Source organism: Staphylococcus sp. Mo2-1 (genome assembly GCF_046721385.1).
Taxonomy (GTDB): domain Bacteria; phylum Bacillota; class Bacilli; order Staphylococcales; family Staphylococcaceae; genus Staphylococcus; species Staphylococcus equorum_A.
Map to the genome: position 1 here is coordinate 2,759,464 of NZ_JBEUUK010000001.1, position 14,780 is coordinate 2,774,243.

At 34.8% G+C, this 14,780-nt stretch carries 10 protein-coding genes and 5 pseudogenes; 2 read left to right on the forward strand and 13 right to left on the reverse strand.

Features of this window, described 5'->3' with window-relative positions; all coding sequences use genetic code 11:
* Positions 1-522: 522 nt before the first annotated feature.
* The 9 genes and pseudogenes from ahpF to ABLV95_RS14070 form a co-directional block, all read right to left on the reverse strand.
* Positions 523-2,047, reverse strand: a pseudogene (gene ahpF / locus ABLV95_RS14030) (alkyl hydroperoxide reductase subunit F).
* A gap of 16 nt (positions 2,048-2,063) precedes the next feature.
* A complete protein-coding gene (gene ahpC, locus ABLV95_RS14035) occupies positions 2,064-2,633 on the reverse strand; it encodes an alkyl hydroperoxide reductase subunit C (RefSeq protein WP_069816672.1) in 570 nt (189 codons plus the stop codon).
* Between the two features lie 381 nt (positions 2,634-3,014).
* A complete protein-coding gene (locus ABLV95_RS14040) occupies positions 3,015-3,356 on the reverse strand; it encodes a hypothetical protein (RefSeq protein WP_460872287.1) in 342 nt (113 codons plus the stop codon).
* Positions 3,357-3,444: 88 nt separating this feature from the next.
* On the reverse strand, positions 3,445-3,723 hold the full coding sequence (locus ABLV95_RS14045; protein ID WP_460872288.1) for a hypothetical protein: 279 nt from the start codon (positions 3,721-3,723) through the stop codon (positions 3,445-3,447).
* 1 nt (position 3,724) lies between these two features.
* Positions 3,725-4,574, reverse strand: a pseudogene (locus tag ABLV95_RS14050) (ABC transporter ATP-binding protein).
* Between the two features lie 95 nt (positions 4,575-4,669).
* On the reverse strand, positions 4,670-5,602 hold the full coding sequence (locus tag ABLV95_RS14055; protein WP_069816677.1) for a LytTR family transcriptional regulator DNA-binding domain-containing protein: 933 nt from the start codon (positions 5,600-5,602) through the stop codon (positions 4,670-4,672).
* Between the two features lie 153 nt (positions 5,603-5,755).
* Positions 5,756-6,110 (reverse strand): annotated as a pseudogene (locus ABLV95_RS14060) (helix-turn-helix domain-containing protein).
* Between the two features lie 261 nt (positions 6,111-6,371).
* Positions 6,372-8,363, reverse strand: a complete 1,992-nt coding sequence (locus tag ABLV95_RS14065; protein WP_069816681.1) for a catalase — start codon at positions 8,361-8,363, stop codon at positions 6,372-6,374.
* Between the two features lie 339 nt (positions 8,364-8,702).
* A pseudogene (locus tag ABLV95_RS14070) lies at positions 8,703-9,483 on the reverse strand (2-keto-4-pentenoate hydratase).
* 166 nt (positions 9,484-9,649) lie between these two features.
* Here ABLV95_RS14070 and nfsA point away from each other — a divergent pair.
* Together nfsA and ABLV95_RS14080 are read left to right on the forward strand one after the other, a co-directional pair.
* Positions 9,650-10,405, forward strand: coding sequence for an oxygen-insensitive NADPH nitroreductase (nfsA, locus tag ABLV95_RS14075; RefSeq protein WP_460872290.1), 756 nt, complete (start codon positions 9,650-9,652; stop codon positions 10,403-10,405).
* A 75-nt stretch (positions 10,406-10,480) separates the two neighbouring features.
* A complete protein-coding gene (locus ABLV95_RS14080) occupies positions 10,481-11,056 on the forward strand; it encodes a hypothetical protein (RefSeq protein ID WP_069816782.1) in 576 nt (191 codons plus the stop codon).
* A gap of 121 nt (positions 11,057-11,177) precedes the next feature.
* On the opposite strand, the gene ABLV95_RS14085 is transcribed toward ABLV95_RS14080, so the two are convergent.
* The 4 genes and pseudogenes from ABLV95_RS14085 to ABLV95_RS14100 form a co-directional block, all read right to left on the reverse strand.
* Positions 11,178-12,557 carry an L-cystine transporter gene (locus tag ABLV95_RS14085; RefSeq protein WP_460876020.1) on the reverse strand — a complete coding sequence of 460 codons (1,380 nt, stop codon included), beginning with the start codon at positions 12,555-12,557 and terminating at the stop codon, positions 11,178-11,180.
* Positions 12,558-12,833: 276 nt separating this feature from the next.
* Positions 12,834-13,061, reverse strand: coding sequence for a hypothetical protein (locus tag ABLV95_RS14090; protein ID WP_460872291.1), 228 nt, complete (start codon positions 13,059-13,061; stop codon positions 12,834-12,836).
* A 348-nt stretch (positions 13,062-13,409) separates the two neighbouring features.
* A pseudogene (locus tag ABLV95_RS14095) lies at positions 13,410-13,881 on the reverse strand (hypothetical protein); the annotation flags it as partial.
* 126 nt (positions 13,882-14,007) lie between these two features.
* Entirely contained in the window at positions 14,008-14,670 is a 663-nt protein-coding gene (locus ABLV95_RS14100; protein ID WP_069816690.1) for a hypothetical protein, read from the reverse strand.
* Positions 14,671-14,780 lie beyond the last annotated feature (110 nt).

Genomic DNA, 14,780 nt, shown 5'->3' on the forward strand with positions numbered 1-14,780 from the left:
ATCATGTAGTGCTATCTATTTGTATGATGAATTAAATAATAAACGCACAATCTATTGAACAAATGAATGGTGTAAGAGGATAATTGCTATATAAATTTAAAAATTCATTAGATTTTCATTATAAAATGTTAGCTAATTTAAATAATTAATCGCATAGATACAAGAATAAGCATATAAGGGTTAAACTCAGATTTAAAAGAGAAAAGTATACAAATAAAAAGAGAAGCACATATAGATTTTGTTAAGCGTATGCGATTTTGTTGGGAGTTTGTGTGCACTTTTTCCGCGGGAACACAGCCTAATCCTGTATGCTTCGACTAGTGATTCTCCCGCATAAGTTTGCCCAAATCACTGCTAGTGTTCAAATAATATAATCCATTATTAGATAATAAATAAGAACTGTTTCAAGGAAAAAACTATAAAAAAACAAACCACTTGCTTTTGCAAGTGGTTTGTCAATGTTAAGAGAAGAACCGCATAAGGGTTCTCCTTAATCTTTATTGTTAAATGAAAGGGGTGCGATTAATGTCTGATGATATAATCAAAAGCGTTTAATGCTGCATTTGCACCAAGCACCCATAGAAATAATAATTTGTTTGTTACGATCATCGGTAACATCACCAGCAGCAAAAATACCAGGGATGCTTGTAGCATTCTTACGATCAATTACTATTTCTTTAGCTTGGTTTAATTCAACATAATTATCAAGCCATTCAGTGTTTGGTAATAAACCAATTTGAACAAAGATACCTTCGAGTTCTAAAGTATGATCTTCGCCAAGTGATTTATCCTGATATTTAATACCAGTTACTGCACTGTCACCTAAAACTTCTGTTGTTTGAGCATTTTTAATTATAGTTACGTTTGGCAAAGAAGCCAAACGTTCTTGTAATACGTTGTCTGCTTTCAGCGTAGCGTTACGTTCAAGTAACGTTACGTGTTTAACGATACCTGCAAGATCGATTGCAGCTTCGACTCCAGAATTACCGCCGCCTACAACAGCAACATTTTTATTTTCAAATAATGGACCATCACAATGTGGGCAGAATGCAACGCCTTTATTGATTAATTCTTCCTCACCAGGCACTTCTAGCTTGCGCCAACGCGCACCTGTTGAAATAATAACAGTTTTACTTGTTAATTGTGCACCATTATCTAAAGTGACAATGATACCATCGTCTGTTTTTTCAATATCACTGGCACGAATACCAGTCATTACATCAATATTGTATTGTTTAATATGATCTTCGAGTGCTGAAGTAAATTTTGGTCCATCTGTTTCTTTAACAGTGACAAAGTTTTCGATAGTAGCGGTATCGTTGACCTGACCCCCGATGCGATCCGCAACAATACCTGTACGTAAACCTTTACGTGCAGTATAAATTGCTGCACTACCACTTGCGGGTCCACCTCCGACAATTAGTACATCATATGGATCTTTGTCGTTAAATTCAGCTGGGTCTGCTTGACTGCCTAAGTTTGCTAATATATCTTGAACTGTCATACGTCCGTTACCAAATTCTTCTCCATCTAGGAAAATTGCAGGAACGGCCATAATGTCTTCAGACTCTTCTCTAAAGATAGATCCGTCTACCATAGAATGTGTGATATTTGGATTTACCAAACTCATTAAGTTTAAAGCTTGAACAACGTCGGGACATTTTTGACAAGTTAGACTAATAAAAGTCTCAAAATGTAACGGACGGTCTAAAGCTTTGATTTGATCTATAACTGCTTGTTCTTCTTTTGGTGCACGACCGCTTACTTGTAATAAAGCGAGAACAAGAGAGTTGAACTCATGACCCATTGGTAAACCGGCGAATGTAATACCTGTTTCTTCACCAGGTCTATTAATAGAAAAGCTTGGTGTACGTTTAAGGTCAACTTCTTCTATAGTAATGCGAGATGACATCTCTGCTACTTCGTCTAATAATTCTTTTAATTCTTTAGACTTTTCATCTGTACCAAAACTTGCACTTAGTACAACGTCACCTTCCATTAATTGAAGTAATTGTTGTAATTGTGATTTTAGCTGATCATTAAGCATTTAAATCAATGCCTCCTTAGATTTTACCTACTAAGTCAAGACCAGGTTGTAATGTTTCTGAACCTTCTTCCCATTTAGCTGGGCAAACTTCGCCTGGGTGTTGACGTACATATTGTGCTGCTTTGATTTTGTGTACCAATGTACTTGCGTCACGGCCGATACCGTCAGCATTCACTTCAGCTGCTTGTACAATACCGTCAGGGTCTACGATGAAAGTACCACGTTGAGCTAAACCTAATTCTTCATCTAATACATCAAAACTACGAGTGATTGTTTGAGAAGGGTCACCAATCATAGTGTATTGGATTTTGTTAATGGCTTCTGAATGGTCATGCCAAGCTTTGTGTACGAAATGCGTATCAGTTGATACTGAGTACACGTTTACGCCTAATTCTTGTAATTTATCATATTGTCCTTGTAAATCTTCTAATTCAGTTGGACATACGAATGAGAAGTCTGCTGGATAGAAGCAAACAACACTCCATGAACCTTTTAAGTTTTCATCTGAAACTTCGAAAAACTCATCTTGCTTTGGATCATAAGCGTTAGCTGTGAATGGTAAAATTTCTTTGTTAATTAAAGACATAAAAAAACATCCTCCTGATTGATTAACTAATTTTGATTAGAATATTAGTTAAGTAGATTATTATAGTTTGTTAATTGTAATGATTCTAATCTTTCACGTACTATTATTGCACGCTCATATATTCTCGTCAACGATGAAAGGCTATATATAAAAGTGTAAAATAACGCTCTGTGTGTGCTTTTGAACCATTAGTGACAAGTGAAAACATGCACGTAAAAGAGAGCGTTTACATAGTTGATATAATCTTTCTACATATTAAATAGCCTTTCAATTCTCAACTAAACATATGAAACTGAGAAGAAAGGCTTGTTATTTATTAAATTGGCTTAAAAACATGAATTACACAGCTTTTCAGAGCATTTTTTACAATTTTGTGAACGACTAGCGTTTACGGAATTTATACTTATAAGTAATGAACAACGAAACCATAATAAGAATAAACCAAATCAGAAGATATAGTAGGCTCAAGCTAGCATTATTGATTTCTAATTCTAAAATTAAGCCAAAAGGTAATATTTCCAGTACTTTGTCGAAAAAGCCTAATTTTATAACACCCTCTAAGGTATTAAATATTGGTGTCATGCCGAAGAGAATGAAGGGCACCATCATTAATGTTGTGGCAGTACCAACAGTATTAGACAACAAACCAAAGACTAAACCAAGGACAAGGTAAAAGCATAGCATGACTGCAAGTCCTAAATAAGTTTGAAAATCGAAATTCACGTTACTGTTCACAATCATTAAGCTTATGATAGTCGTAATGATTGTGATTATAAACGTGATGATGACTTTAGAAAACAATATTTCAATATTAGATGCTCGGCGACTCTACTAAGCCTTTCAATGTACCTTTTTCATTTTCTTCAGAGATCATTGTGATAAGAGGTGATGTAGCAACAAAAACAAATGCCATGTTAATTATGATGAACTGCATTACAGTCGGTGCGCTTTGAACTGTATTTGTAGTTGGAATGATACTGTAAAATATACTGATTAATATGATCATTAACGGCATGAAAATAATGGAAGGATTTCGTATAGATTCTTTAAAGTCTTTCTCTAACAGTGCTGACAAGCGTGTAATATTCATACTAAACAAGCTCCTTTCCAGTGATTTTCAAGAAAACATCGCCAAGCGTAGGTAAATCAGATGAAATGTATTTTAAATCATTTGCTTCGAGCATATCTGTAATATACTGTGCAGATTCGGTAGTCATGGGTAAGGTTTTTTCTCGATTATTATTATGAATGACCTTAATTGTATGATTTGCATGATTAAAGCGAAAGTTCTCTGGTGTATCAAGTTCTTTGAGTACACCTGACTCTATAAAAGCCACGCGATCGCATAAGGCGTTTGCTTCTTCCATATTATGTGTTGTTAAAAATATCGTTGTGCCACGTTCGTTTAATGCTTTAAGGCCTTTATGCACATGTTGAATTGTCATAGGGTCTAAAGATGCTGTTGGTTCATCTAAAAATAATAGTTCAGGTTGATGTAAGATTGCTTTAGCAAGTAGTACACGTTGCTTCATACCGAGCAGACAAGTTTTTAAATAATGATTTTTTATCCTGTGTTAGACCAACAAATTCTAAAGCTTCATCAATTTTTTGTAATGGTAGTTTGTTAAGTTTTGCGAATAACTTTAAGTTATCCCAAATGCTTTGGCGTTCATAAGCAGTGCTGTGATCTGTAAGGATACCAATTTTTGACATAAAGTTGCTCGTGCCTATTTCAGAACCATTGTGTCCAAGAACATTTAGACTACCTTTAGACGGATCGTATGTTCCAGTTAACATTTTAATTGTTGTCGTCTTGCCAGAGCCACTAGGACCAAGGAAACCAAAAATCTCCCCTTTTTTCACAGTGAAATTCATATCTTTAATTGCTATTTTGTTTTTAAATGACTTTGTTACATGATTCATTTCAATTATGTGTTCCATTAAATTACCTCCTTTTGAATTAACTTCAGCATAGCGTGTTCACGCGAATCTGACGTTCAAAAGAAGGTGAAATGTAACGTATAAGTGTTGAATGGTTACTCATTAATATTGAAAAATCGTTCTATTTCTTTTGCTTTCTGCCTAGATAAAGGGATTAGCATTTCCTTAGTATTATTGAGTCGTATCGAATAGTTGTTTTTAGACCAAGAAATAATTTCACTGACTTTTTGTAAGTTTACGATATAAGAACGATGACATCTATAAAAACCGTAAGGAACAATAATCGTTTCAATAGATTGTAAAGTCGTATCATGGGTATATTGTTCATTACCTACATGTATAACCACTTTGCCATCTTGACCTTCTAAGTAATCAATGTCGATAGGATCTAAAAATAACGTTTTTTCATTAGTTTTAACTGTTAAACGTTTGATTTGTTGACGCTCTAATTGGTTGCTGTCGCTTATATCTTGCTGATGATTGGGTTCATATTGTGATATTTCTATAGGTTTAAATGTTTTTTCAGTAAGGCGATAACAATTGTTGCTGATAAGTAATGCTTCCTCTGTGTGATTTGTTAATGTAATAATTGAATTGTACTTGCTGAGTTCATTGAGTAAGTTGAGTACGGTGTGTTTTGTTTCAATAGAGACATTTTGTAAAGGTTCTTTAATAATAAATTTCGTTTCAGGTACAAGGAATAATTTTGCTAAATGGACGAGTTTAAGTTCAGATGTTGTGAGCTTTTTAATTTTCTTGTGGTTGAAGGAGAATAACTTACATTCATAAAGGACTGTATCTAAGGATAATTTTGAATCGTACCACTTACACCAAAATTTAATGATTTCTTTTACTGATAGTCGCTCTGGTAGTGGTGCTTTAAGCGTGTATGTCTTGAATCCACTCGTATCTTGATTGAGTTCTATAATCGAATTTTGAAACTCATCTTCTGTGACAATAGTAGCTAAATCATTTTGAAGTTCAACTAATCTATTATCTTTTACAAATAATTCTATGTGTTTAACCATAAATAATACTCCTATAGTGTATTTATAAAACAGTATAACAAGCTATAGTGATAATGTGTGAGATTTTTATGAAAAAAAGACCTATTTACAGTTTGAAATAGGTCTCGTATTTTTTAGAAGTATAAAGTTACTAAAGAAGGTTTTAGCACTTAATTACATGAATGATTGTGTTATCCACCAAATCATTGCAGGCAACAGGAAAGAACAACCACCAGTAACCTGCTAGGAATTCCCAACCATTCATAGCAGGTTTCTCTTTATCATCTGAAACAGGTTGCTGATATGTTTCAATAATTGTATGTTTAAGTTGCTTGTCTTCTTTAATGAGTTCATCTAATGAGATGTCGAATAGATCGCTCATTTTAATTAACATATCAATGCTCGGATAGACTTTATTTAATTCCCATTTTGAAATACTTTGGCGTGAAATGTTAAGTATTTCGGCTAAATCATCTTGAGACCAATTTTTTTGTTCTCTTTGCTCTTTAATCTTTTTACCAATTTCCATATCAACCACATCCTTTGTTTAAAGTTAATCTATTACATGTTCAGCGTCACGAACTTAATGTTATTGTCTGTCGCAACGACAGGTTGCAATCGCGTGTTTATCATCATTATCAGTTTTTGAAAATTAAATATGTATAAGATTGATTTATGTTCACAGGGATTTATGAACAACCTCTTTAATGTAATAATACCCATTTCATTCTATTATAATAAAAAACTGACTAAGTTATAACTTAGTCAGTTAATAATAATTTTGAATTTTTTATCTATCCCAGTATCTTGCTCTATCAAAAGCTTGCACAATTGTATTAGGATCATCCGATACGAAAACACCAGGTGCTGCTAAATTCAATTTGGCATCTGCTAAATTTGTCGCAGCTGTTTGGCTAACAATTAATGGTTTATTGTGTTTATAAGTGAGTTCTGCAAACTCCTCGACAGGTGGAAGTATGTCGCTACCATCTGAAAGTACAATTAAGCTATCAAATAAAGTTGGATGAGCAGTATCAAATGTTTCAGTGATACCGTAGTCTTCTGAGATATCTTTAGGATGTTGTCCCACAAATGCGTAGTTTAATTTATGTTCAGTGAACGTTTTAGCGTATGATTTTAGTGTGTCAGCACTAATATCGCCATTTACTGCAACAGCTACAGAATGTCCAGCTAATGGGATGTCGAATTTTTCCATTGTTAGTTTACTATCTTTTGCGTCTGATTGGACTTCTTCATTTTCTGCGGGCACTTCCACACCTACATTTTTAGCTACACGTTCGGCTAATGTGCGGTCAACCTTGTTCAATTGGTTAACAGCATTTTGTTTAACCATAACCGATTTACACATACCGATTTCAAATGAAAAGCCATCTACGGTATGATCAAATTCAGGCTGAGTCAGACTGTTTAAATAAAGTTTGGCTTGGCTATAATAATCTTTGAAACTTTCACTGCGTTTTTGAATCTTGCGGCCTTCAACTTTTTCTTGATAGTGCTCATAACCACCTTCTTCTTTTGGCGTTGTATGAGGGTCATTATTATTCAGTGCATTTTTATGATACGCAACTTGTCCCTTGTTTACACTTGTTTGGTGCATACCTTCTCTTTGGTTGTTGTGTACTTCATTCACAGGACGGTTAATTGGAATTTGATTAAAGTTTGGACCACCTAATCTCGTGATTTGTGTATCTGTATAAGAGAATAAACGTCCTTGTAATAATGGGTCGTTAGAAAAGTCGATACCTGGCACAATATGACCTGGATGGAATGCGGCTTGTTCTGTTTCATCAAACACATTCGTAACATTTTGGTTTAACGTCATTTTACCAACTCTTTGTACTGGAACGTCATCTTCAGGCCAAATTTTTGTCGGGTCTAAAATATCAAAATCAAAGTCAAATTCTTGTTCGGGACGAATAATTTGTAGGCCTAATTCCCATTCAGGATAATCGCCTTTTTCGATAGATTCGTAAAGGTCTTTACGATGAAAGTCAACGTCTTTACCATGTAGAATTTGTGCTTCATCCCATACGAGAGACTCTAGCCCTTGAAGTGGTTTCCAATGGAATTTAACAAAATAAGACTGTCCCTCGCTATTAACAAGGCGGAACGTATGCACGCCGAAACCTTCGACTTGTCTGAAATCTTTAGGTATCCCGCGATCACTCATAGCCCATACAGCGGTATGTGTAGATTCTGGGTTTTGAGCAAAGAAATCCCAAAATGTATCATGTGCAGTACCACCTTGAGGCATTTCGTTATGTGGTTCAGGTTTAACTGCGTGAATTAAATCTGGGAATTTGATTGCGTCTTGTATGAAAAACACTGGTATATCGTTACCTACTAGATCGAAAATACCTTCATCTGTATAAAATTTTGTCGCAAAGCCACGGACGTCTCTAACTGTATCAGGAGAGCCTTTAGAACCTTGAACTGTGGAAAATCTAACGAATAGTGGCGTTGTTTTCTCGGGGTGAGTTAAAAAGTCGGCTGAAGTATATTTCGATAAATCTTCATAAACTTGAAATTCTCCATGTGCACCAAAGCCACGGGCATGTACAACACGTTCTGGGATTCGTTCATGATCGAAGTGCATGATTTTTTCTCTGAAATGGAAATCTTCTAATAAGCTAGGACCACGTTCACCAACAGTTAGCGTGTTTTCATCTTCACTTACTTTGACACCATTATTAGTCGTCATTGCTTTATCGTCATTGCTTTTTTCTACTTCATTTAATTGATCTTTCTTTTTATTGCTCATTAAAATACCCCCTATCTTTACGTACAGTTAGTGTTTTCCACGTTACGATAAAGAGAAACATATCTATGAGTTAAATGAATTATTTTAAATGATTTATAAATTATAGTATGCATAGTGAGAAGATTATATGTGAGAGATTGTCGACAAGACTCCGACTTTGTTGGCAGTTTTTGTGCACGTTTTCCTTGGTACAGACTTAGACTGTGGGCTTCGGCTACTGCATTTTCTGTAGGAGTCGACCCAAGCACTACCATTTTTAAAGAAAAATACTATAAAAAAACCAAATGCCTTTATAGCACTTGGTTTGTCTACATTCTGTGACATGAGTGAAAGGGGAGTCTAGTCCACAAATGTGACATCCACTTGTCCTACATTGCTATATTCCACTTTATAAGATCCTAGTTCTACTGGAATAGGCGATATAAAGGTACCTGAAGAAATGATATGACCTTTGTGTAATTTTTTATCGTGCGTTGCGAGTTTTTGTGCAAGCCATTTAACAGACTCGATTGGGTTGCCAAGTACTTCTGTAGAATCGCCTTCATGTTCTACTATTCCGTTATACGATAGTTTCATATGGATGTTTGCAAAATCTTCATATGACAGAGGCTCAATTGTTTCACCAACAACAATTAATCCTGTCGCAGTGTTGTCTGCTAATAAATCACCTAAAGTAAAATTAGGAAACCAATTTTTGTAGCGTGCATCGGGTATTTCAATACCTGGTGCAACTTTAACGCTAGATAGGACTTCTTCATTTGTTGGATTAGAAGATAAATCTTTCGTTAGAATAAACATAATTTCTGGTTCAATTAAAGGTGAAAATAGACTTGAAAGTGATACAGAGCCATTGCTTTCTACAATTTTAGAAGAAAGTATTGTGCCATAAGCTGGCTCATCAGTATTAGCGATACTTTGTGTTGCTCGCACTTGTCATACTTACTTTATAGCCGGCGATATTGGATTGATCAACGTCTTTAAGTTTATCGATAAGTAAATCCTGTGTTTGGTATGCTTCTCGTTCACTGATATTGTACGTGTGACTAACAAAATCTATGGGTTCGTGCTGTTTAAAGGCTTCAAACAATGCATCTGCGACAGTTGTATTGGCTTGTGTCATGAAATATTAGCACTCCTTTTTCAGAATATTGTTACTATTATACTAACCATAAACTTAATTACTTTCAAATCTTTTAAGAAAGGTGAAAAATGGGTAAACATAATATAAGCAATCAAAATATGCTTTTGGTAAGATATGGATATATTTCATAAAGAGGAGCGATAGCATGTCTGATCACGTGTACAACTTATTGAAAAAACACCATTCAGTAAGAAATTTTAAGAAAGAACCTATTCCAGAAGAGCATATTAAACAACTTGTTGAGGCAGGGCAAAGCGCTTCGACTTCTAGTTATTTACAAACTTATTCCATTATAGGTATAGAAGATCCTGAGATAAAAGAAGATTTAAAAGAAGTATCTGGGCAGCCTTATGTCGTAGAAAATGGCTATTTGTTTGTTTTTGTAATGGATTATTATAGACACTCAATAGTGAATGAAGATTCCAAGCATCAAATGGAGACATCATTTGAATCTGCGGAAGGCTTGCTTGTTGGTACAATAGATGCAACGTTAGTAGCACAAAATATCGTCGCTACAGCAGAGGATATGGGCTATGGAATTGTTTATCTAGGCTCATTAAGAAATGATGTTGAACGAGTTAAAGAAGTATTAGACCTACCCGAGCATACTTTCCCTCTATTTGGTATGGCACTTGGTATACCTGAAGATGAGGAAGATGGTAGCCCGAAACCGCGTTTACCGTTTGAACATGTTTTTCATCGTGATAGATATAATAGCGATAAGGACGAGCAAAAAGAAGCATTACAAAGATATGATCAAACCGTAAGTGATTATTACAAATCGCGTACAAACGGTGAACGTAGTGAAACATGGTCTAATCAAATTGCGAATTTTATGAGCGCAAAACAAAGATTAGATATGTTAGATCAATTGAATAGAGCAGGTTTTATTAGAAAATAATAGTATAGCAAGATAGCTAAAGTGTTTCATTTTCACAAACTCATTACATTAAGGAAGGGGTTGGTTAAGTTGAGCATGTTTAATAGATTTTTTAGAAAAAAACCGGATGAAATTGATGGACGTGACATAAATAATCAATATATTTATTCATCTGAGAGCAAACTAACCCCGGAAGAAGCGCAAAAGTATTGGGCGAAAATGGCGCAAAAAGTACTTGTCACAGCAATCAATTCAGTAGATCATACAGCTGAGCGCATATTTATTTTAATCACCTTTGATGAGAAAGATTCGACAATCGATTTGTTTTTTCAAATGGATGGTCAACTCAGAATGTGGAATGACTTGGATAATGAAACACATAAAAAGGTTATTTCAGGTAGTATCGTTTCTCAAGCACCGAATTTAGTGAAACAAGTGAATTGTTTATACGATAGTGTAGACAAAGTTAGGTTAGCATATGCTCAAATTCAATATGAATTTGAAAGTAAAGCTTGGTATTTACATGATGTTACTCAAGAAAGTGTCGAAGCATATTTGGAAAAAGATCCCGCTTTTTTAAAATGGTTTGATGATGTGTCGAAAGAAATTGATGCAATTCCACTAGATGGTAAAGAAAGAATCACTTGGGGGCCATTCAAACCAGAATACTAGATAAAATAAAAACCTTCCTAAACAACGTGAAATCACACGGTTTGGGAAGGTTTTTTACATATTTAATTTTAATTATAGTTAGAACTATTAATGAGCAGGGATAGTTCTGGTTAAAGGCTGATTAGCCAGTAATTTCACCATATTCTTCTGAGTTATATGCGTCTTTATCTAAGTTGTCTGTCAGTTTAGCTGTACCTGTACCCGCAAGTAAAGAGTCATTGACGTTCAATGCAGTACGACCCATATCAATTAAGGGTTCTACAGAAATTAACACACCCGCAAGTGCTACAGGTAAGTTCAGTGTAGACAATACGATGATTGAAGCAAACGTTGCGCCACCACCAACACCAACTACACCAAATGAACTAATAATGACAACGCCGATAACTGCCAATATAAATTGTAAGTTAACTTCCACACCGGCAGCAGGTGCCACCATGACAGCTAACATAGCTGGATAAATACCCGCACAACCATTTTGTCCGATAGATAAACCAAATGAGGCGGAGAAATTAGCGATACCGTCTGGTACACCTAAACGATTTTTTTGAGTTTGTACGTTAAGTGGCAATGAACCTGCACTTGAACGAGACGTAAAGGCGAAGAGTAATACTTCACCCGTTTTCTTAACAAAAGTAACAGGGTTTAAACCTAATCCTGTAACAATAAGTAAGTGAATGATATACATTACGATAAGGGCTGCATAAGATGCGAGCACAAATTTACCTAATGTCCATATAGCACCGAAGTCACTTGTGGCAATCGTTGATGTCATAATCGCTAAAATACCATAAGGTGTTAAGCGTAATACGAACGTTACAATCGCCATTACTAGGTTATACAATGCATCGATACCACGTTTTAAGATATTTCCACTTTCAGGTTGTTTACGCATTACACGTAAGAATGCAAAACCAATAAATGCAACAAATATAACGACTGCAATAGTAGAAGTTGTACGTTGACCTGTGAAATCTAAGAATGGATTACTTGGTAGTAACTCTAAGATTTGCTGTGGCAATGTATTGGCAGTCATGTCTTTAGCCTGACTTGCGAGTTCGCCACCTCTTGAACTTTCAGCACTTCCTAAATCGATAGATGAAGCATCTAAGCCAAAAACAAGGGCAGAGACAATACCAACGATAGTCGCGATAGCTACTGTACCGATTAAGAACATGAAAATATAAATGCCTATTTTAGCAAATTTTTCTCCAATTTGAATTTTAGTGAAAGCTGAAACGATTGAAATAAAGATTAAGGGCATTACTATCATTTGTAATAATGAGATATAGCCATCTCCGACAATACTAAACCAGTCTGTTGTTTGTTTAGTAATCGTAGAATCCACACCATAAATTAGATGAATGAAAATACCATAAATGATACCTACGCCTAAAGCACTGAAAACACGTTTTGGAAATGATACGTGTCGTTTAGCCATTACATATAATCCGATGAGGAAGGCCACAAAAATGACGATGTTAAGAATTGTTAATAACATAAAGCAGGACCTACACTTTCATAATTTAATTTTTTAATTCCGATAAGCATACTAAGGATATTAGAAAAGTTAATAATATTCAAGTCTATTTTGCAAGAAAATTTGAAAATGAAAATGACTTTATATTCTGACAATAATGAAATGCAGTGAGAGACTGCTATGAAGATGTTTTTGTGGGTGAAGAAAGGGGTGAGGAGAGAAGATTGATATACTGGATAATTATATAAAAAAACCATCCCTTGATTGTTGGGATGGTTAAAATAAATTAGATTTTCTTTATAGATTGAATAAACGAGCAAAAAATCCTTTGCGTTCATCTTTTGGTTCTTCTTTAGCAAGTGGGGATTCATAAGCGTGCGTTTGCTCTGAAGATGCTTCTTGCTCACTAGACGATGCTAGGTCTGTAGCATGATCATTGTCTGGTGTTTTTTGGATAGAATCATCTTTAGCTTTATCAACTGAAGTTGTATCTTTTTCTTCTGATGATGCAGTAGTTGCGAGCACCCGTTGTGTCAGTTTCTTTAGCTGTCTGACTTGTAGAAGAAGTTGAAGCAACTTTGCTATCATCAGTTGTTGGTTTAGCTACAGTAGATGGTTGAGCACCAACTTGTGTAATCTCGCTATCTTCGACTTGAACTGAGTTTGAAGTGTTTTCCGTACTTACTTTACTGTCTTTAGCTGGATGTGCAGTAGCAGATGAAGCTTGTTCAGTAGTATTATCAGTCAAATTATCACCTTTACCAGCAGTTGTACCCGTAGAAGCAGTAATATTGTCTGTCTCAACGTTAGATTTCACAAGTTCTGATTGTTCTTTTTGAGAATCTTGAATCACACTTTGAGTTGTCTTAATTTCATCCGTTGATGTTTGGATAGCTTTTAATGATTCCGTGTTAGCATCTAATTTTGATGTGATTTGATTTTGCATTTCATGTAATTCGTGTTGTTGTTGGTGTACTTGGTTAATCATTTGGCCAAGCATTTGACGTTCGTCACGCATTTTTTGGATTTCAGAACGTAAGTCATCCACAAGTTTAGAAACATTTTGGTCAGTAGGTAGATTACTGTCATTGTCTTTAACAAGTACTTGTAGGAAGTCTTTTTCTTTTTCTAATTCCTCGAAAGCTAAATCATAGCTATTGGTTTGCTTAACTTTTTCGGCAATTTCTTGGAAAAGCTCAATATCTTCTTCTTTGAAATCTGTAGCTTCACGGCCACGGTATTCGGTTTTGCTAAGTTGGTACCCGCGTTCTTCTAAATGTTGAACGATTTTACGGACTTGTTTTTCACTTAGCTCTACACGTAGTGCAAATTCTTTAGTTAACATAGTAATAAGTCCTTTCATATAAGCGATTTATGTATACGGACGTTTGTCTTCGGTTAGTGAAACGTCAGTCTTACCTCTATATTAGTCTAAACTGTTTTAACAGTGATTTCAAGTAGTGCCTCGCTATCATTTGCGCAAATCCATTTCCGTGAGTAAAGGATAAATAACACTTCTAGATATTCTGTTAGCAAATACATACTTTAATATATAATTTGATTTAATACTTGGTCCATAAATATCTTTAGTTAATTCGATATTAGATTTAATAAATAAATCCATAGGTCGTCCTTCAGAAAAACCTTTCAGACTGGGTGCTAAATAATCGATGTCATATTGTCTTTCGAAACCATTTTCGAATAAAAACTGACGTCTGTTATCCATAATAGTTATTTCGTCTTCAGACGCTTCTTCAGGTTCTTTTGGCACTTCCAACATGATGAAGTTAACATCATGAGCATGGAGTTGATTAGATAATTTATTAATTTCTTTTTCCATACGTTTTAGTGTTAAATTGATTAATTCATCATGGTTCGGTTGATCGAGGGCTATTAAATAAATTAAAAAAGCTGAGTTCGTCGTTGCTTCATAGTGAGCAGTAGCTAAACTCACTGGTTTTTCTGACTCGATACCTACTAAAAATAAATAATCATGTTTAGTACGTTCGTTTTTTAACGATTGTTTAAATATTTGTTCGTCCTCTGTTAACCCGATATCAAACTTTTCGTCATATATCTTTAAAGCTGATTTGAACAATGGATCATCAATTGATGTTACGGCTTTAAATTCCATAGACTCACCCCCAAAATTATTGCGTTCATTATAACATAATAGTTATATTTGTAATTTATTAACACATAATCTAAATCTTGTTAATACTTATTATGTAATTGAAAAAGAGC

What these genes read in the sequence shown, in the direction of transcription:
- ahpC (WP_069816672.1), bottom strand. Translation starts at nt 2,633, where the DNA reads ATGTCTTTAATTAACAAAGAAATTTTACCATTCACAGCTAACGCTTAT.
- ABLV95_RS14065 (WP_069816681.1), bottom strand. Translation starts at nt 8,363, where the DNA reads ATGAGCAATAAAAAGAAAGATCAATTAAATGAAGTAGAAAAAAGCAAT.
- nfsA (WP_460872290.1), top strand. Translation starts at nt 9,650, where the DNA reads ATGTCTGATCACGTGTACAACTTATTGAAAAAACACCATTCAGTAAGA.
- ABLV95_RS14055 (WP_069816677.1), bottom strand. Translation starts at nt 5,602, where the DNA reads ATGGTTAAACACATAGAATTATTTGTAAAAGATAATAGATTAGTTGAA.
- ABLV95_RS14045 (WP_460872288.1), bottom strand. Translation starts at nt 3,723, where the DNA reads ATGAATATTACACGCTTGTCAGCACTGTTAGAGAAAGACTTTAAAGAA.
- ABLV95_RS14085 (WP_460876020.1), bottom strand. Translation starts at nt 12,557, where the DNA reads ATGTTATTAACAATTCTTAACATCGTCATTTTTGTGGCCTTCCTCATC.
- ABLV95_RS14080 (WP_069816782.1), top strand. Translation starts at nt 10,481, where the DNA reads ATGTTTAATAGATTTTTTAGAAAAAAACCGGATGAAATTGATGGACGT.
- ABLV95_RS14100 (WP_069816690.1), bottom strand. Translation starts at nt 14,670, where the DNA reads ATGGAATTTAAAGCCGTAACATCAATTGATGATCCATTGTTCAAATCA.